The sequence below is a fragment of the Aurantimonas sp. A2-1-M11 genome, assembly GCF_036549475.1.
In the GTDB taxonomy this organism is placed as follows: domain Bacteria; phylum Pseudomonadota; class Alphaproteobacteria; order Rhizobiales; family Rhizobiaceae; genus Aurantimonas.
The window spans coordinates 1-21,686 of sequence record NZ_JAZHLI010000056.1; the positions used below are offsets into that span (position 1 = coordinate 1).

General features: G+C 66.3%; 23 protein-coding genes and 1 pseudogene. 5 read left to right on the forward strand and 19 right to left on the reverse strand.

All coding sequences use genetic code 11. The features are described 5' to 3' along the window. From VQ042_RS19550 to dctP, 6 genes are all read right to left on the reverse strand, one after another. The coding region (locus tag VQ042_RS19550; protein ID WP_331821989.1) for an acyl-CoA dehydrogenase family protein at positions 1–612 on the reverse strand (612 nt) is incomplete at its 3' end. Between the two features lie 201 nt (positions 613–813). Then, complete coding sequence (locus tag VQ042_RS19555) at positions 814–2,346, reverse strand: malonate--CoA ligase (protein WP_331821990.1); 1,533 nt, start codon at positions 2,344–2,346, stop codon at positions 814–816. Further along, positions 2,343–3,701: a malonyl-CoA decarboxylase gene (locus VQ042_RS19560; protein ID WP_331821991.1), complete on the reverse strand. Its 1,359-nt coding sequence runs from the start codon at positions 3,699–3,701 to the stop codon at positions 2,343–2,345. Before VQ042_RS19560 ends, VQ042_RS19555 begins: the two co-directional genes overlap by 4 nt. Continuing rightward, entirely contained in the window at positions 3,698–5,026 is a 1,329-nt protein-coding gene (locus tag VQ042_RS19565; protein ID WP_331821992.1) for a TRAP transporter large permease, read from the reverse strand. Before VQ042_RS19565 ends, VQ042_RS19560 begins: the two co-directional genes overlap by 4 nt. Position 5,027: 1 nt before the next feature. Continuing rightward, the gene (locus VQ042_RS19570; RefSeq protein WP_331821993.1) at positions 5,028–5,567 is read right to left on the reverse strand and encodes a TRAP transporter small permease subunit; all 540 of its coding nucleotides are present in this window, start codon (positions 5,565–5,567) and stop codon (positions 5,028–5,030) included. 78 nt (positions 5,568–5,645) lie between these two features. Then, positions 5,646–6,635, reverse strand: coding sequence for a TRAP transporter substrate-binding protein DctP (dctP, locus tag VQ042_RS19575; RefSeq protein ID WP_331821994.1), 990 nt, complete (start codon positions 6,633–6,635; stop codon positions 5,646–5,648). A gap of 99 nt (positions 6,636–6,734) precedes the next feature. Between dctP and VQ042_RS19580 the strand changes: the two genes are divergently transcribed. After that, positions 6,735–7,469, forward strand: coding sequence for a GntR family transcriptional regulator (locus VQ042_RS19580; protein ID WP_331821995.1), 735 nt, complete (start codon positions 6,735–6,737; stop codon positions 7,467–7,469). A gap of 117 nt (positions 7,470–7,586) precedes the next feature. Here VQ042_RS19580 and VQ042_RS19585 read toward each other — a convergent pair whose 3' ends face one another. From VQ042_RS19585 to VQ042_RS19600, 4 genes are all read right to left on the reverse strand, one after another. Beyond that, entirely contained in the window at positions 7,587–8,231 is a 645-nt protein-coding gene (locus VQ042_RS19585; RefSeq protein ID WP_331821996.1) for a hypothetical protein, read from the reverse strand. 155 nt (positions 8,232–8,386) lie between these two features. Next, positions 8,387–8,533, reverse strand: coding sequence for an ABC transporter (locus tag VQ042_RS19590; RefSeq protein ID WP_085931392.1), 147 nt, complete (start codon positions 8,531–8,533; stop codon positions 8,387–8,389). Between the two features lie 352 nt (positions 8,534–8,885). Beyond that, on the reverse strand, positions 8,886–9,341 hold the full coding sequence (locus VQ042_RS19595) for a hypothetical protein (RefSeq protein WP_331821997.1): 456 nt from the start codon (positions 9,339–9,341) through the stop codon (positions 8,886–8,888). A gap of 410 nt (positions 9,342–9,751) precedes the next feature. Continuing rightward, positions 9,752–10,132 carry a hypothetical protein gene (locus VQ042_RS19600; protein WP_331821998.1) on the reverse strand — a complete coding sequence of 127 codons (381 nt, stop codon included), beginning with the start codon at positions 10,130–10,132 and terminating at the stop codon, positions 9,752–9,754. A 273-nt stretch (positions 10,133–10,405) separates the two neighbouring features. Here VQ042_RS19600 and VQ042_RS19605 point away from each other — a divergent pair, with 273 nt between their 5' ends. The 3 genes and pseudogenes from VQ042_RS19605 (at position 10,406) to VQ042_RS19615 (ending at position 12,440) form a co-directional block, all read left to right on the forward strand. After that, positions 10,406–10,753, forward strand: a complete 348-nt coding sequence (locus tag VQ042_RS19605; RefSeq protein WP_331821999.1) for a hypothetical protein — start codon at positions 10,406–10,408, stop codon at positions 10,751–10,753. A gap of 158 nt (positions 10,754–10,911) precedes the next feature. Next, positions 10,912–11,550 (forward strand): bifunctional nicotinamidase/pyrazinamidase, encoded by a 639-nt coding sequence (pncA, locus tag VQ042_RS19610; protein ID WP_331822000.1) that lies wholly within the window; start codon positions 10,912–10,914, stop codon positions 11,548–11,550. Between the two features lie 105 nt (positions 11,551–11,655). After that, positions 11,656–12,440: pseudogene (locus VQ042_RS19615) on the forward strand (ribonuclease activity regulator RraA). 62 nt (positions 12,441–12,502) lie between these two features. On the opposite strand, the gene VQ042_RS19620 reads toward VQ042_RS19615, so the two are convergent. Next, the gene (locus VQ042_RS19620) at positions 12,503–12,724 is read right to left on the reverse strand and encodes a hypothetical protein (protein ID WP_331822001.1); all 222 of its coding nucleotides are present in this window, start codon (positions 12,722–12,724) and stop codon (positions 12,503–12,505) included. Positions 12,725–12,846: 122 nt separating this feature from the next. Here VQ042_RS19620 and msrB point away from each other — a divergent pair, with 122 nt between their 5' ends. Further along, entirely contained in the window at positions 12,847–13,254 is a 408-nt protein-coding gene (gene msrB, locus VQ042_RS19625) for a peptide-methionine (R)-S-oxide reductase MsrB (protein WP_331822002.1), read from the forward strand. A 40-nt stretch (positions 13,255–13,294) separates the two neighbouring features. Here msrB and ccoS read toward each other — a convergent pair whose 3' ends face one another. From ccoS to ccoN, 8 genes are all read right to left on the reverse strand, one after another. Further along, positions 13,295–13,456, reverse strand: a complete 162-nt coding sequence (gene ccoS / locus VQ042_RS19630; protein WP_331822003.1) for a cbb3-type cytochrome oxidase assembly protein CcoS — start codon at positions 13,454–13,456, stop codon at positions 13,295–13,297. Further along, entirely contained in the window at positions 13,453–15,765 is a 2,313-nt protein-coding gene (locus VQ042_RS19635; RefSeq protein ID WP_331822004.1) for a heavy metal translocating P-type ATPase, read from the reverse strand. Before VQ042_RS19635 ends, ccoS begins: the two co-directional genes overlap by 4 nt. Positions 15,766–15,775: 10 nt before the next feature. Beyond that, positions 15,776–16,258: a FixH family protein gene (locus VQ042_RS19640; protein WP_331822005.1), complete on the reverse strand. Its 483-nt coding sequence runs from the start codon at positions 16,256–16,258 to the stop codon at positions 15,776–15,778. A gap of 3 nt (positions 16,259–16,261) precedes the next feature. Then, a complete protein-coding gene (gene ccoG, locus VQ042_RS19645; protein ID WP_331822006.1) occupies positions 16,262–17,815 on the reverse strand; it encodes a cytochrome c oxidase accessory protein CcoG in 1,554 nt (517 codons plus the stop codon). A 214-nt stretch (positions 17,816–18,029) separates the two neighbouring features. Then, complete coding sequence (gene ccoP, locus VQ042_RS19650) at positions 18,030–18,902, reverse strand: cytochrome-c oxidase, cbb3-type subunit III (protein WP_331822007.1); 873 nt, start codon at positions 18,900–18,902, stop codon at positions 18,030–18,032. Further along, on the reverse strand, positions 18,899–19,060 hold the full coding sequence (locus tag VQ042_RS19655) for a cbb3-type cytochrome c oxidase subunit 3 (RefSeq protein WP_331822008.1): 162 nt from the start codon (positions 19,058–19,060) through the stop codon (positions 18,899–18,901). Before VQ042_RS19655 ends, ccoP begins: the two co-directional genes overlap by 4 nt. A 10-nt stretch (positions 19,061–19,070) precedes the next feature. Further along, positions 19,071–19,871, reverse strand: a complete 801-nt coding sequence (ccoO, locus tag VQ042_RS19660) for a cytochrome-c oxidase, cbb3-type subunit II (RefSeq protein WP_331822009.1) — start codon at positions 19,869–19,871, stop codon at positions 19,071–19,073. Between the two features lie 10 nt (positions 19,872–19,881). Continuing rightward, positions 19,882–21,483, reverse strand: a complete 1,602-nt coding sequence (gene ccoN, locus VQ042_RS19665) for a cytochrome-c oxidase, cbb3-type subunit I (RefSeq protein WP_442880140.1) — start codon at positions 21,481–21,483, stop codon at positions 19,882–19,884. Positions 21,484–21,686: the final 203 nt, after the last annotated feature.

The following is a 21,686-nucleotide window of genomic DNA, read 5'->3' on the forward strand; positions in this document are numbered from 1 at the left end:
GCCGTCATGGGCGGCCGACTTCGCCCAGACGACGAAGACGTCGGCGATCGGCGAGTTGGAGATCCACATCTTGGCGCCCGACAGGCGGTAGCCGCCGTCGATCCTCTCGGCCCTTGTGGTCATGCCGCCGGGATCGGAGCCGGCGTCGGGCTCGGTCAGGCCGAAGCAGCCGACGAATTCGCCGGTGGCGAGCCGGGGCAGGTACTTCCTGCGCTGGGCCTCGTCGCCATAGGCGAAGATCGGATACATCACCAGCGAGGACTGGACGCTCATCATCGAGCGATAGCCCGAATCCACCGCCTCGACGGCCCGGGCGACGAGGCCGTAGGAGACGTAGGACGCGCCGGCGCAGCCATATTCCTCCGGCACGGTCAGCCCGAGCAGGCCCAGTTCGCCCATCTCGTTGAAGATCGACCGGTCGGTGGTCTCGTTGCGATAAGCCTCGACGATGCGCGGCCGCAGCTTCTCCTCGGCAAAGGCGCGGGCGGTGTCGAAGATCAGCCGCTCGTCCTCCGACAGCTGGTCCTCCAGCCGGAACGGGTCGGCCCAGTCGAATTCGGCGGACGGGGACGGCGAGGACGCAGTGGGCGCAGCAGCCGAAGCGTGGGACATGACGGGGGTTCCTCTCGATCGGAAATTGCGGACGGGCCCGGCACCGGACCGTCGGCGAAGTCGCAGCGGCACAATGCGGAGCGCGTTTGCCGCCCTGTTCTGCGATCCGTTCTATCGCCGTGCGCGGCAAGGGAGCAATGGCGTGGCCCGAGGCCAGCGACACTTCGCCGGCCTCACGGGACCCCTGCGTCCATCTGCCCTTTAGTCAGTTCCGCTCAGGATGTCGGCGAAGCGGTCGCGCAGGACGTTCTTCTGGACCTTGCCCATGGTGTTGCGCGGCAGTTCGTCGACGAAGACGATGCGCTTGGGCTGCTTGAACCGCGCCAGCCGCTCCTGGAGCGCACCGGTCAGTTCGGCCTCGTCGAGGGGCCGCTCGGCCACGACCACGCCGACCACGCCTTCGCCGAAATCGGGATGCGGCACGCCCACCACCGCGCTCTCCACGACGCCGGGCAGTTCGTCGAGGGCCAGCTCGACTTCCTTGGGATAGATGTTGAAGCCGCCGGAGATGATCAGGTCCTTGCCCCGGCCGACGATGGTCACATAGCCCTGCGGGTCGATCAGGCCGAGATCACCGGTGATGAAGTAGCCGTCGGCGCGAAACTCGGCGGCGGTCTTTTCCGGCATCTGCCAATAGCCGCAGAAGACGTTCGGGCCCTTGACCTCGATGACGCCGATCTCGCCGTCGGGCAGAGGTTTGGTGCTGTCCGCATCGACGATGCGCAGCGACACGCCGGGCAGGGGGAAGCCGACTGTCCCGGCGCGCCGTTCGCCCTCATAAGGGTTGGAAGTCGACATGTTGGTCTCGGTCATGCCGTAGCGCTCGAGGATGCGCTGGCCGGTGCGGTCCTCGAAGGCGCGATGGGTCTCGGCGAGCAGGGGCGCGGAGCCGGAGGTGAACAACCGCATGTGGGCCGTGCGCTCCCGGTCTAGACGGCCATCGGCGAGAAGCCGGGTGTAGAAGGTCGGGACGCCCATCATGGCGGTCGCCTGGGGCAGATACTTGAACACCTGCTCGACATCGAATTTCGGCAGGAAGATCATCGCGGCGCCTGCGATCATCGCCGTGTTGGAGGCGACGAACAGGCCGTGGGTGTGGAAGATCGGCAGCACGTGGAGGAGGACGTCGTCCGCCGTGAAGCGCCAGAAGTCGCGCAGCACCTCGGCGTTGGACAGGAGGTTGTCCTGGGTGAGCATGGCGCCCTTGGAGCGTCCCGTCGTGCCCGATGTGTAGAGGATCGCCGCGAGATCGTCCGGCTGGCGCGCGACGGTGGCAAAGTCGCCGGAGGCGGCTTCGGCGCGGTCGTTCAGGCTGCCGGTATTGTCGCCGCCCGCAGCGCGCACGCCCAGGGTCTCGATGCCGCTGCCTGCCTCCGCGGCGATCGCCGCCAGGCCCTCGCGCCGGGCCGGGTCGCAGACGAAGATGCGTGGCTTGGCGTCGTTGAGGAAATAGGCGATCTCGCTCGGCGTATAGGCGGTGTTGAGCGGCAGGAAGACGCCGCCGGCGCGCACCGTGCCGAGATAGAGCATCAGCGCGTCGATGGACTTGTCGACCTGCACGGCAACGCGGTCGCCCGGCTCGACTCCGAGCGCGACGAGGGCATTGGCGAAGCGCGCAGACGCCGTCCCGACGTCGCCATAGGTGTATTCGCGGCCGTCCGGCAGGATGGCGAAGCGGCTCTGCGGCCTCGCCAGTCCCGTGGCAAGGAGACCGTCGAAAAGCGGATTGGTCATGCTACGTCCTTCATGGAATCAGCCTCGCCGCGCTTGGGCAGCAGCGAGGTCACGGCGCGGCTGGCGGCGATGCTGCCCTCCGCCGCATAGGCCTCGTGACGCTGCTCGATGCGCGGCAGGTCGTACAGGTAGTTCACCATCAGCCCGTGCGCCTGGGACAGGCCGCCCGCCGAGACGTCGCCCAGGTGCATGATCCGGTTGAGCATTGCCCCATTGCCGAGATGGAAGCGGGCGACGGGGTCGATCGGTCCGCCATGAGGCCGGCGCGCCCGCAGGAAATAGCGGGCGGCAAGCGAGAGCAGCCCCGGACGGGCCGCCTCGGCGACGGCCGGATCGCGCGCCCAGTCTGGTTCAGCGACAATGTCGATCGCCCGCTTCTCCTGCGGTTCGAGCCGGGCAATGGTGGCGGGCGCCAGCCCGGCGAGCCAGGCTGCGAAGCCGGGCACCGGCGAGAGCGTGACGAAGGTGCGCAGATTCGGCACCGCGTCCTTCAGATCCTCGGCCACCTGCTTGATCAGGAAGGAGCCGAAGGACACCCCGGCAAGGCCCTTGTGGCAGTTGGAGATCGAGTAGAACACCGCCGTCTGGGCCGCGTCGGGCGACATCGCCGTGCGCTCGGGGTCAAGGACCGAGGCAATCGACGCCGGGATCTCGGCCGTCAGCGCGACCTCGACGAAGATCAGCGGATCGTCGGGGATCGAAGGGTGGAAGAAGGCAAAGCAGCGCCGGTCCGGCGGAGCCAGCCGCTGGCGCAGCTCGTCCCAATTGCCGATCGCGTGGACGGCCTCGTAGCGGATGATCTTTTCCAGCACGCTGGCCGGCGTGTTCCAGTCGATCGGCCGCAGCAGCAGGAAGCCGCGATTGAACCAGGACTGGAACAGATGACGCAGGTCGTCCTCGACCGGGCCCAGTCGCTCGCGATCGCGCTGCAGGAATGGCAGCAGTCTCTCGCGGAGCCGGACGATCTCTGCCGTCCCTCCGGGCGCGAGATTAAGGCGGCGGAACAGTTCCTGCCGCGGCGGCTCGGCGAGGCGCTGCAGCCTTGCGAGCGTCGCGGGATCCGGCGCGCTCGTGTAGGCTTCGGCGGCCTCCTGGAGCGCCGTCTCGTCCGGCCCGAACTCCTCGGCAAGGATCACGAAGAAGCGCTCGGCGTCCGGATCGTCCAGCGCGCGGATGCCCGTGAGGATGTCGGCGGCCAGGCGGACCCCTGACGCTTCGCCCCGCGAGGAGACAAGCCGGTGGCAGAGGGCGGCGAGTTCGGGCAGGGCAATGCGGCGCGTCGCGTCGTCACCGAGGAACCACGAGCGCGCTCCGATCGAACTCAGGAGGTCGGAGAGCAGCGAGACGCGGCTCATCGCGACGGTCCCATGACGAGGTCCGGCAGGAACAACGCGATATCCGGGAAGACGCACAGGAGGACGATGCCGAACACCATGCACCCGACATAGGGCAGGGAGCCCCTGAGGATCTGCCCGAGCGAGATGTCCGGCGCGATGCCGTTGATGACATAGAGGTTGAGCCCCACCGGCGGCGTGATCAGCCCGATCTCCATATTGATCGTCAAAATGACGGCGAACCAGTAGGGGTCGAAACCGGCACCCGTGATGATCGGCAGGAGGATCGGCGCGGTCATCAGGATGACCGCAACCGGCGGCAGGAAGAAGCCGGCGACCAGCAGGAAGACGTTGATGATCCCCATCAGAACCCAGCGGTTGACGTCGAGATCGGCGATGAAGGCGGCGATCGACTGGGTGATGAACAGGGACGACAGGGCGAAGGCGAAGAGTTCCGCGGCGCCGATGATCAGCATGATCATCACGCTTTCCTTGAGCGTGTCGCGGAAGATCCCTCCCATCTGGGAGAACTTCCAGCTCTTCGAGAAGATGCCGTAGATCACCGCGACCAGGATCAGGCAGAACAGCGCGCCGACGCCGGCGGCTTCCGACGGCGTCGCGATCCCGCCATAGAGCACGTACAGCACCGCGACGATGATCGCGAGGAAGGGCAGGACCCGCGGCAGCGCCGCGAAACGTTCGCGCATGGAAAAGCGCTGGCTGAGTTCGGTCAGCCCGAGCCCCTGGCGTTTGCAGGAATAGATCGTCCAGGCCATGAACAGGACGGTGAGCATGATGCCTGGCCCGACACCGGCCAGGAACAGCCGGCCGATCGAGGTCTCGGTCGCGATGCCGTAGACGATCATCGTGACGGAGGGCGGGATCAGGATGCCGAGCGTGCCACCCGCGGCGATCGAACCGGCCGCGATCTCCGGCGGATAGCCGCGCTGGCGCATCTCGGGGATGCCCATCTTGCCGATCGCCGCGCAAGTGGCGGGCGAGGAGCCCGACAGGGCCGAGAAAATCGAGCAAGCGCCGAGATTGGACAGGACGAGGCCGCCAGGCACGCGGTTCAGCCAGCGGTCGAGGGCCTCGTAGAGGTCCTTGCCGGCGGGCGACGAGGCGACTGCGGCGCCCATGAGGATGAACATCGGCACGGCGACGAGGCCGAAGGAGGCAAGCCCGCCGAGGAACTGCTCGCCGATGGTTTCCAGGAAGAACGGCCCGTAGACGACGAACAGGGCGCCCATGGAGACGAGGCCGAGGGAGAAGGCGACGGGGACACCGATGGCAAGGAGGGACAGCAGTCCGACCAGCATCGCAAGTCCGGAGATGGTCGGATCCATGTCAGGACCCCTTCGCGACGTCGGAGAAGAGCACTTCCGGCGTGCCCAGCGCCGGATCGGCTCCGTCGAGCCAGAGGCGCATCATCTCGGCCACGTACTGGACCAGCAACCAGCCCAGTCCCACGAGCATCGGCAGGACGGGGATCCAGAGCGGCAGCGCCCAGACCGTCTCGGTCGTCCAGCCGTTCGTCCAGGCCTCTTCGAAATGGTACCAGGCGGCGTAGGCCAGCAGTCCGATGAAGACCATCGAGGCAAGCCCCGACAGCATCTGCAGGGCAAGCCGCAACCGGGGGCCGGAGGCCATCTGCAGGAGATCGACGTTGACGTGGCCACGCTCGATCAGCACCCAGGGTGCCCCCATGAAGGTCGCCGCGACGATTGCGTAGATCGTGTATTCGGTCTGCCAGACGGTCGATTGAACCAGCACGTAACGCACGAAGACCATCTGCGTGACCGAGAGGATCGCGGTGAACAGCAGCACGCCGGCAATCAGGGCCAGGAAACGCGAGACCGCCGAGACGGCAGCAATGAAGAAACGCATGACAGGAACCACGCAAGAGTCGAGTGGCGGGAGCCGGCTGGCCGGCTCCCGCTGACGAAGAGGTTGCTGGGCGACGCGTTATTCGACGGAGAGCGCGTCGTCGATCAGCTTCTGGCCGTTCGGCACCTTCTCGGCGAACTCCTTGTAGGCGGTCTCCTGGGCCACCGCGAGCCAGGCGTCGTAGTCCGCCTTGGACATCTCGATCACCTCGACACCAGCTTCCTTGTAGGCTTCGATCAGTTTCTCATCGAGTTTGGGCGCCTCTTCGGCGAAATAGGCCTCGGCCTTCTCGCCGGCGGCGATGAGGGCGTCCTGCTGCTCCTTGCTGAGCCGCTCGAAGGAGCGTTTCGACATGATCACCGGCTCATACATGAACCACAGCGCGTTCTCGCCGGGCGCCGTCAGGCAGGTGGCCACCTCGTAGATGCGGAACGACACCAGCGAGCCGGACGAGGTGCTGGCGCCCTGCAGGACGTTCTGCTGCATGGCGGTGTAGATTTCCGACGACGGCATCGAGGAGATCGAGGCGCCGGCACCCACCAGCATCTGCTCGAAGGCCGGGCCCGCGGCGCGAAGCGTCTGTCCCTTCGCGCTGTCCGGCGTGGTGATGCAGTTCTTCGACGAGACGAAGCCGCCGGCCAGCCAGGCGTCGGCCAGCACCATGGCGCCGGCCTTGTCGATCGATCCCTTGATGGATTCCATGAACGCCGAATCGTTGAGCCGTGCCGCCCGCTCGTGATTGCCGACCAGGCCCGGCATCAGTGTCGCCGAAAACTCGGGGTGCCGGCCCGAGGCATAGTCGAGCGGGAAGGCGGTGACGTCGACCTGGCCCTTGGTCACGGCGGCCCACTGGTCGCTAGCCTTGAACAGCGATTCGCCGGGGAAGACCTGCATCTTGAGCCCGACATTGGCGGCCTCGATGTCCCGCGCGATCATCTGGACCATCTCGTCGCGCACGTCTCCCTTGCCTCCCGGGAACTGATGCGAGGCGCGCAAGGTCACGTCCTGGGCGAGAGCGGTACCGGTAAGGGCGAGGCCGCAGACGGCCGAAAGCAGTATCGATTTCATGTGTTTTCCTCCCATGGATTATCGACCGCGCCTCCCGACGCGTTCCGGCAAGCCAATACTCTCTTGCATGCCTTGTCAATCCGATTGTATACGATCTAGATGAGCACATCGGCAGCCCACGAGGCCTCCCTGGTCGCATCGCGGCCGGATGACGGCCCTTTTCCCAGCGCCCCGCTGCGGCCGCGGCCCAAGGCCGGCGATATTCGGGACGCGCTTGAGCAGGAAATCGTCACCAATGCCCGCAGCGCAGGCGAGCGGCTGGACGAGCAGGCAATCGCCCGGCGCTTTCAGGTGTCGCGCACGCCGGTGCGCGAGGCGATCAACCAGCTTGCCTCGGCCGGGCTGATCGAACAGCTGCCCAACCGCGGGGCGTTCGTGCGGCAGATCGGCCTCGGCGAACTCGTCGAGATGTTCGAGGTGATGGCCGAACTCGAGGGCATGGCCGGGCGTCTGGCGGTCCGCCGGGCGCCGCCACAGGCACTGACAGCGCTCCAGGACGCCCTGCGCGCCTGCGCCGAGGCGGCCGAGCAGCGCGATACGGATGCCTATTACTACCAGAACGAGCGCTTCCACCACGCCATCTACGACGCCTGCGGCAACGCCTTCCTGGCGGCCGAGGCCAAGCGGCTGCACATGCGGCTGAAGGCGTATCGCCGACTGCAGCTGCGCGTCTCCCAGCGCATGAAGCAGTCGCTGCAGGAACACGAGCGGATCGTCGCGGCAATCGTTTCCGGCGACGGCGAGGCGGCCGAGCGGGAGTTGCGGGCGCACATCGCGGTCCAGGGCGAGCGCTTTGCGGACCTGGTTGCCAGCATCGGCGCCACGGCGAAATAATCACCGGCACCGATATAGCCGCGCCGGGTCGGCTCGCGTGAGAAGAGGCCAGTTCCGGCGGCCACGAAAAAGCCCGGCTCGCTGTCGCGGCCGAAGGAGGAGCGTCGCGGGCAAGCCCTACGAGTTCATCTCCTTCAGGGAGGTGATGTATTCCTTCGGGAACAGCATGTGGTTCGGTGCCTTCAACCCCATGTGCTCGGCAATATCGCTGACGAAGGAACTGCAATTGTAGAGCACCGCATGCCAGACAGTCGAGGACTCCTGCAACCCGCGGATATAGCCGACGACGTCGCGATATTCCTGCTCCGTCAGGTCGATCCGGTAATTGGCGGTCATGTAAGCGATCTCGGTGTCGCCGTCGCTCGGCCCGGTCTCCGCTGGCACGGGCAGGACATGCCCGATCGTGTAGGGCACGTTGCTGGTGGAAGCCGGGTGGAGGCCGGCAACTTCGGTCACGCCCGGAATCAGCACCCCGCGGGAATCGGTCGGGACGCGACCGTTCTGGTCCAGCTTGCCGAACACCACGAAGGTGTGGCCGTAGCTGAGCGCGTTGCGCGAGCGAAAGTCGATGAAATAGGGTTTGGACAGCTGCTGCGCGGCACCGGACTGCTCGACCGGGGGCGCAAAGGCAGTTGGAGCGAGGGCGGCTGTCGACTGCACCGGCGCACCGGCGGTCATGGTGCCGGCGCTATTCGACGTGCAGCCCGCAGCAAAGGCGCCGAGTATCGCGACGAACGCGAAACGCAGGAATCTCGAAGACATTGTCGGCCTTTCAGTCGGGGTGGCCCAACACCTTCCGACGCGGTGAAGACATGAAAGCGCCCCCCGATGTCGACCATCGCGGAACGTACAATCTGTGCCATCAGTGATGAAGGCTTGGAGGGAGTGCCGAAACAGCCCCCTCCAAGATACCAAGATCAGCCCTTGGTGACGTAGGTCTGCTCGACGACCATCGGCTCAGCGACGGGCGCCTTACCCTTGCCCTTGCCGATGCCCTTGCCCATGCAGCCAGCGAAGGATGCGAGGGCGACGACAGCGACCGATGCGATGACGATTTTCTTCATGTTAAATACCTATCAATGTGACGGTTTGTGCCGCAGCTTGAATATCCCGACGCCTTTTGCGGCCGGTGCGACAAGAACCTGTTGCGTTTGGGTGGTACGGGCAAGTGCGGAAAAGCCACACTTCTCCGGCAACGTGGCGGAATAGAAGCGGTTGTCCCCAGCTTGTGACTGCGGTTTATGAAGAACTCATCATAAGCGCCTGAAAATCCGTGATCGCCCCGCAATCCTCTCAACCCCATATCGGTGACCGTTGCAAGTGCCCGCAGAGCTCAAGATTCGTTAAATCCTGCAACAGAGTGCTGCATTTGCCGCACTGCATTTTAGACAAATCCAAAACGGCTGCCGCGCCGACTCAGTTGGCGGCGACGCCGGTCGGCGGGCCCTCGATAACGGCGCGCGATTCGCGGATGGCCTTGACGTTCTGAGCGATGACTGTCGGCCGCTCGGCGGCAGTGAAGGCAAAGCCGTCGACGCCCGTCGTCGCGGCGATGTCTTCCTGCAGCCGCTCGCGTGTCGTGGCGCAACTGGCGTAGGCGATTTCGGCGAGCACGGTCTCGTCCTGGGGGTCGACGGACACCTTCACCGCTTCGTCGTAGTTGCAGAAGGCATCGGCCCGCAGCGCCTGGTCCAGACGCTCGTCGAGCATGCCGTATTGCTGCTGCAGCGCAGTTTTGCGGGTGTTGTAGTTGTTCAGATACGTCTTGCGCAGGGCCAGTCGACACTGGGCGTAGACGAGTTCTCCCGGAATGATCAGCAGGCTCCGGCAATGGGCATCGTCCTGGGCGGTCGACAGGTCCAGCGCGGCCATGTCCATATCGTCCCCCACGCAGCCGGCCAACAGCACGGCCAGGGCGGCGACGGGCACCAGAGGGGGAATACGCATGGTCATGTTCGTCTTTCTGCGGTCCTGGGGACCGACCTGTCGATCAGACCGAGATCGCCGCGATAGTCCGGCAACGGCGAACTCGGAAGAATGGTATGGGTCCGCCGGCACTTAAGCGATCATCATCCGTGCGTGACCTGCCACCCGAAGCGCGCCGCCGCCAACGCTGTGTCGGTGCGAACGCGTGGTTTTCCAGGCACTAACGATCCAGCCGCTGACGGCAGGACACGTCTGAAGCATGAATTCCGGCAAAGGTGTGGCGTGGCAGCGGCTTTTACGCTGCGCTGCCGCAGGGTCGAGGATCGGCTGCCGCGCCCCAGCCGTGACGCGGACCGCTATTCCGCGGCCGGACGGTCCGCTATTCCGCGCCGGACTTCATCGCGCAGTTCCGCGGTCATCTCTTTCGCGGCGCAGGTCCGGGTGGGGCTGATCACTTCCTGCTGGGCGAGGTCTTCCCGCGAGACCGGACACACCTTGCCGGCGAGTTCCGGCGACACGGAAATCGTCAGGGGGATTTCGGACGCCTTGATGCCGAGATCCGATGCCAGAGCCGTCTTCAGGTTCCAGTCGCCCAGGGAGACCTCGACGAGTTCGGCGCCGGGCTCTCCGTCCATGACCGGCAGATCGACCTGCGCCGCGGCAGGGTGCTGCAACGCAAGCACGATTGCGGCCGACAGTAACGTCGCGCGGGGGTTTGAACCGATCCGGAAATGCATCTGCTGACTCCTCGACTACTGCAGGCGGTCGGAGCCGCATGCGTGGTTGCCGCCAATCATAGGGTCCGACAATGACTTTGCCATGGCAGCGGCGATACGGGCGCGGCGGGCATACGGCCGTCTGGCACTCAATCGCGATAGACTTTCCCGATCGACCGATTTGCTCAAGTGGTCCGACAATAATTCATGGCTGCCATGCCGTTGTGCAGCGCAGCAAGCACGCCTAACTCTGGGTCTAGGGAGGTCCAATTCTTCTTCAGAGGGACCAAAGACATGAAACTTGCAATCACAACCGCAGTCATCGCGCTGTTCGCACTCGGCACCGCACAGGCCGAGGAACTCAAGCCGCTTGCCGGCAAGACCATCGACCTGGGCGGCGTCATCGGCGCTGCCTACTACACTGTCGAAGGCGACGATTTTCGCGTCGTGACGACGCTTCAGGGCGGGGAGACGGGCAGCCCGCTGCGCTTCGTCTCGATCCTCTCGGACGGCGAGACGCTGACCGTCCAGGTGCCGTCGCCCAGTGGCGCAGCGACCAAGGACCTGGTGATCAGCCGCACGGGCAACGTCCTCGACATGTCGCCGAAGGCCGATCTGCGCGCTGCCGTCAGCCTTCGCTGACCGGTCGCGCCACGGCGCGGCATTCAGACATTTTGCGGCCATGACGGAACGTACCCCGTCATGGCCGTTCTCGTTCCGGCGTGGCGACATCCGGACCTTCCGCTTCACTGCGTCGCGGCCGGCTTCCACCGACGTGCGCGAACTGGCAGTCTCGACCCATGGCAAAGATCGACATTCGAGCCGACGATGCATTGATCATCGTCGATGTGCAGAACGATTTCTGCCGGGGCGGTGCGCTGGCGGTGCTCGACGCGGACAGTGTCGTGCAACCCCTCAATGCACTGGCACCGCATTTTCCGGTCGTCGTGATGACCCAGGACTGGCACACGCCGGGTCACGCCTCCTTCGCATCGAGCCATCGCCGGAACCCGTTCGAGATCATCACGATGCCCTATGGGCCGCAGGTGCTGTGGCCCGACCATTGCGTGATGGGAACACACGGCGCGGACTTCCATCCGGCGCTGGACGTGCCGTCGGCCCAGATGATCGTCCGCAAGGGATTTCACCCTGCGGTCGACAGCTATTCCGCCTTCCTCGAGGCAGACCATGCCACCCAGACCGGGCTTGCCGGCTATCTGCGCGAGCGCGGCGCGGCCCGAATCTTCGTGGCGGGACTCGCGACGGATTTCTGCGTGGCATGGACGGCGCTCGACGGGCGCCGGGCGGGGTTCGAGGTTTGCGTCGTCGATGATGCGTGCAGGGCGATCGATCTCGACGGTTCGCTGGAACGCGCCCATCGGGACATGGAGGCGGCCGGCGTGGCGCGATGCCGTTCCCAGTACCTTCTGCCGGGCTGATCAGCATGCTGCGCCGCTTGAATGCGTTCGCCAGCAGCCGGGCAGTTTGATCGCGCCGCGACTCGCGCTATCGGTGGCGACCGCCATCAGCAGGAAGCGTTTGCCGTGAGCCAATCCTCCACCAACGAAGTCTTTCGCACGATCGCCACCGCGACGATCACCACGATCCTTCTCAAGAAGGGTCTGCGCAATGTCTGGCTGCGCGGCCCGATGCCGATGGAGGACGGAATGGAGCGGATCGTCGGGCGTGCCTTCACGCTGCGCTTCGTGCCGGCGCGCGAGGATCTGGCGACGGCCGAATCCTGGTCCTCTCCCAATTCCACGCGCGGTGCCATCGAAGCCATGCCCGAGGGCTGCATCGCTGTCGTCGACGCGATGAGCGTCGACGATGCCGGCATCTTCGGCGACATTCTCTGTGCGCGAATGGTCAAGAAGGGCGTCGCCGCGCTGGTGACCGATGGAGTTGTGCGCGACCTCGCGGGTGTCCGGGGTACCGGCCTGCCGGTCTGGTGCGCCGGCGTCGCGGCGCCGCCCTCGGTGGCGGGCCTGACCTTCGTCGGCTGNCGGGTGTCCGGGGTACCGGCCTGCCGGTCTGGTGCGCCGGCGTCGCGGCGCCGCCCTCGGTGGCGGGCCTGACCTTCGTCGGCTGGCAGGAGCCCATCGCCTGCGGCGGCGTCGCCATCTTCCCCGACGATCTGATCGTCGCCGACGATGACGGTGCCGTGGTCATACCGGCAGCGCTGGTCGACGACGTGCGTGATGCCTGCGTCGAGCAGGAGCAACTCGAAGCCTGGATCATGACCGAGGTCGACAAGGGCGTGCCGTTGCCGGGCCTGTATCCGCCCAATGCGGAAACCCGCGAGCGCTACGAAAAGAGCCGCGGCCGGTAACCACACCGGCCGGCGCTCAAGGCGAGACAACACAGCGGCGCCTCGAGCGCCGCTGTTCTTCGTTAGCGATCCTGGTCTTGGTCGGCGGCATCCGCCTTGAAGGACTCGGCGGAACGGCGCGCGACCTCGCCGCCCGAGCGGTCGACGCTGCCGGGGCGGTCGAAGGCGTTGTCCTGCGTGGGGCGCGCCTTCGGTGCATTCTGGCGGTAGCTGACATCCTGGTCGCGGTCCTGCGCGTCGGGATTGTCCTGCTGATTGTCGAACCTGTCCGGCACATCGCTCATCTGAGACGCCGTGCGTTGCGGAGGCAGCGCCCCTATATGGAACGCAGCCGTGCCTTTCGGGGCCAATCCGCTGCGGCGGGCTTCGCTCCCGTGCGAGCGACCAGACACAGAAGGATACCGACATGGATGCCAAGACCTATCCCGTCAGCCGCACCGACGCCGAATGGCGCGCCATGCTGACGCCGGAACAGTATCAGGTGATGCGCGGCCACGGGACGGAACGCCCGGGCAGCTGCGCGCTGCTGCACGAGAAGCGGGCCGGGACCTTCACCTGCGCCGGATGCGGCCAGGCCCTGTTCATCGCGGGCCAGAAATTCGAGAGCGGTACCGGGTGGCCGAGCTTCGACACGCCGGTCGAAGGTGCCGTCGAGGCGACGGAGGATCGCAGCCACGGCATGATCCGCACCGAATGTCACTGCAGCCAATGTGGCAGCCATCTCGGCCACGTGTTTCCGGACGGTCCGCCGCCGACGGGGTTGCGCTACTGCATCAACGGCGTCGCCATGGAGTTCGAGCCGGACGAAGGCTAGCGCCACATGTGACGTATCGGCGATGCGTCGCCGATACCGGTCATTTCTGGTGACCGCGTCGCGGTTCCTCGTCGTCGAGGATCCGCCATGCCGCGCCGTCGAGGTCCTCATATTGCCGGGTGCGCACGGTCCACAGGAAGGCTGCAAGGCCGGCCATGCCGAGCAGCAGGGCGATCGGCACCAGAATCAGGAGGACGTTCATGCGAGCGCCTCCGCGGCGGGGCCGACGGCCGGTGACCGCTTCGCGCCGGCATCATCGGACAGCCTGGCCGATGTGCCGCCGAAACCACCGCCCGAAAGGCGCAGGCTGTTGGCGACGACGACGATCGACGACGCCGACATGGCGATCGCCGCGACCAGCGGCGTGACCAGTCCCGCCATGGCCAGCGGCACGGCGATGCAGTTGTAGGCGATCGCCAGTCCGAAATTCTGCTGCACCAGACGCTTGGCACGCAGGGCGATGCCGTGGGCGAAGGGTACGCTGCGCAGGCTCTCGCGGGTGAAGACGAAATCCGCGGCAAGGCGACCGGCATCGCAGGCCGAAGCCGGCGCCATCGACACGTCCGCTGCGGCCAGGCTCGGCGCATCGTTGAGGCCGTCGCCGACCATCAGGACGTTGGCGCCCGCAGCCTGCAGCGCGCGGATCCGTTCGATCTTGGCCGACGGCGACTGGCCGGATGACGCGTCTGAGATCCCGAGTTCGCCGGCCACCCGCCGCACCGCGACCTGGCCATCGCCGGACAGGAGTTCCGTCGCCAGGCCAGCGTCCCGCAGCGCGGCGGCGGCCTTGCGGGCCTCGGTCCTCAGCGTTTCTTCGAGCCGGAAGCTTGCCGTCGTCCCGCCCTCGATGGCGAAGGCGACGCCGTCCTCGGCGGGCGCGTGGCCCTCCGCAATCTCGGCGGTCCAGGCGGCGCGTCCGAGCCGGACGCGGCGGCCGTGCCATGTCGCCTCGATCCCGGATCCCGGCCATTCACGGATCGCCTCGAGCTCGGCCACGGGACCGCGGCCCAGATGGTGCCGGATCGCGAGCGATGCCGGATGGTTCGAGCGCTGGGCGAGGGCGCGTGCGACGTCGCTTCCCGTGTCCGGCATGTCGTCGGCCGAGGCAACGCGCGGCGTGCCGGTCGTCAGCGTCCCCGTCTTGTCGAACAGGGTCGTGTCGATCTCGGCGAGCCGTTCGAGGGCCGTGCCGTCCTTCATCAGGATGCCTGCTTCGAACAGGCGCGCGGCGCCGATGACGTGGACCACGGGGACGGCGAGGCCAAGCGCGCAGGGACAGGTGACGATCAGGACGGCGATCGCCGCGTAGAGCGAATGATACCAGTCGCCGCCGGTCATCAGCATCCAGACGAGAAAGGTGCCCGCGGCCAGGAGGTGAACCGCAGGCGCATAGATGCGCGCCATCCGGTCGGCAACGCGCACATAGCGGCCGCGTCCCGCTTCCGCCGCTTCCATCATGCGCACGATCTCGGCCAGGAAGGAATCGTCCGCCGTCGTCAGCGCTTCCACATCCAGCGCGCCCGACATGTTCAGCGTGCCGGCCTCGACCCTGGCGCCGGGCGCGACGGCGACCGGCGTGCTTTCACCGGTGACCAGCGACCGGTCGAGCTCACTGTGGCCGCTGAGTACCCTGGCGTCCACCGGCATCCGCTCGCCGGCCGTCACGCGCAGCACCATGCCAGGCCGGACCTCGTCGAGCGGCACGTAGCGGGCCTCTCCGTCGGCCAGCAGCGTGGCTCCCCGAGCCGCCAGCCGCGATATGGCGACGACGGCACTGCGGGCGCGCTCGCGCATCAACTGATCGAGGAACCGCCCGATCAGAAGGAAGAAGATCAGGGTCACGGCGGCGTCGAAATAGGCTTCTGCGCCACTGGTCAGGCTCTCATAGAGGCTCATGGCGAGTGCCAGAAGGACGGCCAGCGAGATCGGCACGTCCATGTTCAGGCGTCCGGCGCGCAGCGCCGAGGCGGCGGAACGGAAGAAGGGCTGGCCGGCAATCGCCACGGTGGGAATCGCGATCAGCCCGGAGACCAGATGGAAGAGATCGCGAGTCGCATCGTCGGCGCCGGACCAGACGGAAACCGACAGCAGCATGATGTTGGCCGCCCCGAAGCCGGCAATGGCCAACGCCGTCAGCAGCCGTGCCGATTCGCGGCGACTGCCGAGCGTTTCCAGATCGCCCAGATCGACGGGCGTGCCCGGATATCCGAGCCGGTCGAGGGCGGTCGTGATCGTGGCCGGCGAGATCTCGGCCGAGGCCATGACGATTGTCACCCGGCGCAGCGTGAGATTGACCCGCACCGAGACAATGCCGGGGAGCGGCTGAAGACCCGATTCAATCGCCGACAGGCAGGCGCCGCAGCGGATGCTCGGGACGGACAGGACATAGGTCACCGTGCCGTCTGGCGCCTGCCGTCCGGCGTGGCGAAGTTCCTCGGCCTTCGGGTCCAGCGGCGCGGCAAAGTCGCGGGCGTCGGAGGGCAGGGTGAAGGCAGTACCGCAGCAGCTCATGATCGGCTTCTCACTTCACCACGAAGCGGATGGCATGCTGCCAGGGCTGACGACCCTGTGCCTCGACGCGCAATTGTGCTTCCCAGATGCCCGGCGCGAGATCTGTGGGCGCGCCGTATCCGCCCGAGCGCAGCGGCTCCAGACGCAGGGTACGGTCGGCGCTTTCCGTGGCAGGCCGGCCGATCATGGCGGCGACCACGACGCCGGACACGGGCCGGGCCCCCGAATCCTGCAGATCGACCTGGAAGATGCCATCCGCGTAGTGCGTCGACGCCGTCCAGCCCCGGCCGGCCTGGACCGTGCGCTCGGCCGTGAGCTCGTTGAAGTGCTGGCTGGCCACGTAGCTGTTTTCGACGACGAGGCCGCTCCATGTGGTGCTGGCGAACCATGCGAGGGTCAGATTGACCGAGATGATGGTGCCGAAGAACAGGGCCATGACGCCGATCATGTGCCGGCCGGTGAATTGTGCGGGAAAGAACAGGTTTCGCAGCATGGTTCAGTTTCCCGTCTCGAAGGTTGCGGAGTAGCTGTCGCCTTCGCCCGTCACCGGATCGGTGACGACGAAGCGGAAGTCGGTTTCGCCCGACGGCAGAGCCTCTGCCGGCTGGGTCACGAAGACCCGCAGTGCCCTGAGCTGGTCGGGATCGACCGGGACATCGAAGCGGCGCGATGCCTGAGCATCGATGTCGGCGATGGTCATCGCGGCCGCCGGCAGGCCTTCGATCGCCAGCCGGACGGTGCGTGGCTGCGGCCGCATGTTGAGCAGCTTCACTGTGTAGCCATTGCGAATCGAGCCGTCGCTGAGAGTCACGGCGACCGGATTGCGGTCGTGCTGGACGTTGATCTCCAGCCGGTCGCGGGCAAAGAGGGCGATCGTGAGGCCCACGCCGATCGCCGACCACATGGCCAGATAGACCAGGGTGCGGGTGCGCATCATGATGCGCCAGTCGAAGTGGCGCAGGCCGGCGAGGAAGCGACCCTTGCCATCTCGCACGCGTGACGGATCGATCCGGCCCGTCGAAGGATCCGTGGCGACGGCCATGTTGGCATTGTAGTCGCTCAAGGTGGCGTAGGAGATCAGGCCGCGTTCGCGGCCCAGCTTGTCCATGACGCCGTCGCAGGCATCGATGCACAGGGCGCAGGTGATGCAGGCCATCTGCTGGCCGTCCCGGATGTCGATGCCCATCGGACAGACGGCGACGCAGGCATTGCAGTCGACGCAGTCGCCGGCCGGCACGCCTGCGGCGGCAGCCTTCTTGGCGCCGCGGGTCCGCGGTTCGCCGCGCCAGTCGTTGTAGGTGACGGTGAGCGAATCCTCGTCGAGCATCGCGGCCTGGATGCGCGGCCACGGGCACATGTAGATGCACACCTGCTCGCGCATCAGCCCACCGAAGACGTAGGTGGTGGCGGTCAGGATGCCGACGGTGGCATAGGCGATGAACGGCGCCTCGGCGGTGAGGAAGCTGGTCAGAAGGGTCGGGGCGTCGGCGAAGTAGAAGATCCAGGCGCCGCCGGTCGCCACGGCGACGACGATCCAGGTCGCGTGCTTCAGAACCCGCTTGCGCAGCTTGGCGAAGCTCCAGGGTGCCTTGTCGAGCCGGATGCGGGCGTTGCGGTCGCCCTCGAAGAACCGCTCGATGACGAGGAACAGATCGGTCCAGACGGTTTGTGGACAGGTGTAGCCGCACCAGGCCCGGCCGACGACCGAGGTGACCAGGAAGAGGCCGACGCCGGCCATGACCAGAAGGCCGGCAACGAAGAAGAATTCCTGCGGCCAGATCTCGATGAAGAAGAAGTAGAAACGCCGGTTGGCGATATCGATCAGCACGGCCTGGTCGGGGGCATAGGGTCCGCGATCCCAGCGCAGCCAGGGCGTGACGTAGTAGATGCCGAGGGTCACCGCCATGATCAGCCATTTCAGCTGTCGGAAGCGGCCTTCGGTGCGCTTGGGAAAGATCTTCTCGCGCTTGGCGTACAGCGGCTGGTCCTGCCGGCCGGCCGCATTGACGGCTTCGACGTCCAGCCGTTCGATGTCGGGCTGATGGAGCATGATCTCTTCTCGAGGTTCGCAAGCCGGCCGCATGGCGGGTCACTTGCTCGATAGGCCCATGGGGGCCGAGCCACCTTGATCTGCATCAACGCGGGCTGGCGCTGCGCCCGATCACTGGGCTGCGGAGCTGCGACAAACCGCCACCAATGCAGAAGCCCCCGGCCGGTGGCCGGGGGCTCCGTCGCGACCTCCCTCGCGACCCGGCGGCAGGATCCTATTCGCCGCCGCCGAGACTGTGGACGTAGACCGCCAGTTCCTTGATCGCGGTATCGCCGAGACGCTCGCCCCAGGCCGGCATGACACCGTGACGCGGGCGGTTCACTTGCGCGGCGATCGCCGCGGCGTCGCGTCCATACAGCCAGATCGCGTCGTTCAGTGCCGGTGCGCCGACCTCCTTCATGCCTTCGCCGCTCTCGCCATGGCAGAAGGCGCAGTTCTGGGCGTAGATGTCGGCGCCCCGCGCAGCTGCGTCGGGATTGTCGTCCCGTTCGGTCAGCGACAGAACATACTGCGAGACATCTGCGATCTGGCTGCGGTCGAGGAGACCGTCGCGGCCGAAGGCCGGCATTTCTGCCACACGCGTGTTCTCGTCGGGCGCATAGCGGACGCCGTGCTGCAAGGTGAGCGCGATCTCCTCAAGGGAGCCGCCCCAGATCCAGGCATCGTCGTTCAGGTTGGGGTAGCCCGGGCCACCGGCCGCGCCGGAGCCGTGGCACTGCACGCAATTGACCTTGTAGGATGCCTCGCCGGCTGCGATCGCGAAGGGGCGCAACTCCGGATCGGCGGCGATGGTCGCGATATCCGACGTGCGGATGGCCGCGATCCGGTCGGCATTCGACAGATCAAGTTCCGACATCTCGATCCGCAGGTCGGCCCGACTCGACCAGCCGAGCAGGCCGGTCGTTGCCGAGTTGACCAGGGGCCAGGCGGGATAGAGGACGGTGTAAACCGCCGCGAAGGCGATGGTGGCGTAGAAGGTCCACAGCCACCAGCGCGGCAGCGGGTTGTTGAGCTCCTTGATCCCGTCCCAGGAATGACCGGTCGTCTCGATGCCGCTGACGTCGTCGACGTCCTTGTGTTCGCTCACTGGTCTGTCTCCTTGAACGGAATGCTGGCGGCATCTTCGGCGGCGCGCCTGGCGCCCGGTCGCAGGACCCAGCCGACGACGCCGAGGAAAAACAGCGTCAGGGCGAGGAGGGCCCAGCTATCCGCAAAGGCACGCATGGAGTGGTAGTCGAAATCCATCGGGAGCTCCCTAGCGGTCGTTGCGTTCCGGCTCGTAGACCGAGAAGTCCACGAGGGTACCGAGCATCTGCAGGTAGGCGACGAGCGCGTCCATCTCGCTGAGGCGCTGCGGATTGCCGTCGAAATTGCTGACCACCGCCTTCGGATAGCGGGCGAGCAGACCGGTCGTGTCGCCGTCCGGCATCGTCTGCACCCGAAGGTCGGCGCGGGCGTTCTCGATCATCTCGTCGCTGTAGGGCACGCCGACCGCGCGGTTGGCGAGCAGGTGTCCGGCCGGGTCCTGCATGTCGAGATCGGTCGTCTGCAGGAAGCCATAGGACGGCATCACCGATTCCGGCACGACCGAGCGCGGCTCGATCATGTGCTGGACGTGCCATTCGTCGCTGTAGCGGGCACCCACTCGGGCAAGATCCGGCCCGGTGCGCTTGGAACCCCACTGGAACGGATGGTCGTACATGGATTCCGCGGCGAGGCTGTAATGGCCGTAGCGCTCGACCTCGTCCCGGAACGGCCGGATCATCTGGCTGTGACAGGTGTAGCAGCCCTCGCGGATGTAGATGTTGCGCCCGGCGAGTTCGAGCGGCGAATAGGGCCGCATGCCCTCCACCTCCTCGATGGTGTTCTCCAGGTAGAACAGCGGCGCGATCTCGACGATGCCGCCGACGCTGACCACCAGGAGCGACAGGACGAGGAGGAGGGTGGCGTTGCGCTCGACCTTGCCGTGATGGACCAGGATGCCGCGGGCGACCGGATCGGCCTTGACCTCCGGAAGGGCGCCCTTCAGGGCTTCGGGTTCTTTGTCGTTGCTCATTGTGTGCCCCTTACCGAGCCATCTGGACTGCAGGCGTTTCACCGCCCATCGGCACTTCGGCCCGCACGTCGCCGCGGATGGTCTTGTAGACGTTGAAGGCCATGATCAGCGCGCCGGCGAGGTACATGAGACCGCCCACCATGCGCAGCACGTAGTAGGGATACATGGCCGCCACGGTCTCCGCGAAGGAGTAGACGAGGTAGCCGTCAGGCCCGTATTCGCGCCACATCAGGCCCTGCATGATGCCCGAGACCCACATCACCGCCGCGTAGACGACGATGCCGAGCGTCGCGAGCCAGAAGTGCCAGTTGACCAGGCGCAGGCTGTAGAGCCGCTCGCGGTGCCAGAGCTTGGGCGCCAGGTGGTAGACCGCGCCGAAGGAGATCATGCCGACCCATCCGAGCGCGCCGGAATGGACATGGCCGATGGTCCAGTCGGTGTAGTGGCTCAGCGAGTTCACCGCCTTGATGGACATCATCGGACCCTCGAAGGTCGACATGCCGTAGAAGGCGACGGAGATGACCATCATGCGCAGGATCGGATCGGTGCGCAGCTTGTCCCAGGCGCCCTGCAGGGTCATCAGGCCGTTGATCATGCCGCCCCAGGAGGGCATCCACAGCATCACCGAGAAGACCATGCCCAGCGTCTGCGCCCAGTCGGGCAGGGCGGTGTAGTGCAGGTGGTGCGGTCCGGCCCAGATGTAGAGGAAGATCAGCGACCAGAAATGGATGATCGACAGGCGGTAGGAATAGACCGGCCGGTTCGCCTGCTTCGGGATGAAATAGTACATCATGCCGAGGAAGCCGGCGGTGAGGAAGAAGCCGACGGCGTTGTGGCCGTACCACCACTGGGTCAGCGCATCCTGCACGCCGGAGAAGGCGGAATAGCTCTTGGCGCCCATGAAGGAGACGGGCATCGCCAGATTGTTGACCACATGCAGCATCGCGATGGTCACGATGAATGCGAGGTAGAACCAGTTGGCGACGTAGATATGGGGTTCCTTGCGCTTGATCAGCGTGCCGAGGAACACCGCCAGATAGGCGACCCAGACGACTGTCAGCCACAGATCGACATACCATTCCGGCTCGGCATATTCGCGGCTCTGGGTGATGCCGAGCAGATAGCCGGTGGCCGCCATGACGATGAAGAGCTGGTAGCCCCAGAACACGAACCAGGCGAGGTTGCCGCCCCACAGCGTCGCCCGGCACGTGCGCTGCACGACATAGAAGGACGTGGCGATCAGCGCATTGCCGCCGAAGGCGAAGACCACGGCCGAGGTGTGCAGCGGGCGCACGCGGCCGAAATTGAACCAGGGTTCGATGTTGAGGTCGGGCCAGGCGAGCTGCGAGGCGGCGATCACGCCGACGAGAAAGCCGACGATGCCCCAGGCCACCGTGGCGATGACGCCGTAGCGCACGACCTCGTCGGCATATTCGGTGCCGTTGTTGCGCAGCGGAATCTGCTTGGCATCGGCGAACTCGACGCGGCGCAGCAGCACCACCGTCGCACCCGCCAGGATGAAGAACAGCACATAGGCATGGGCTGCGAAGTCGGCGTCTCGGGCAAAGCCGGCACCGAGCAGCGCGACCAGCGCCGCGCCGCCGATGAACATCGCCTCGACTTGGTTTTTCACGTCCGGAACCCCCTCGGTTTCTCGCCCGCAGAGCGACGGATCGGCGAGCGATCACGATTGCGGGATGAGATGGTTTCGCAGGCGCAGCACGGGCGCGCTTTGACCTCGATCAAGCGGTTGGAGAAGGGGGAATTTCGCGGTGTGTGTGGGTGGCTGCGGCGTTTTAGCAGCCCAGACACGCG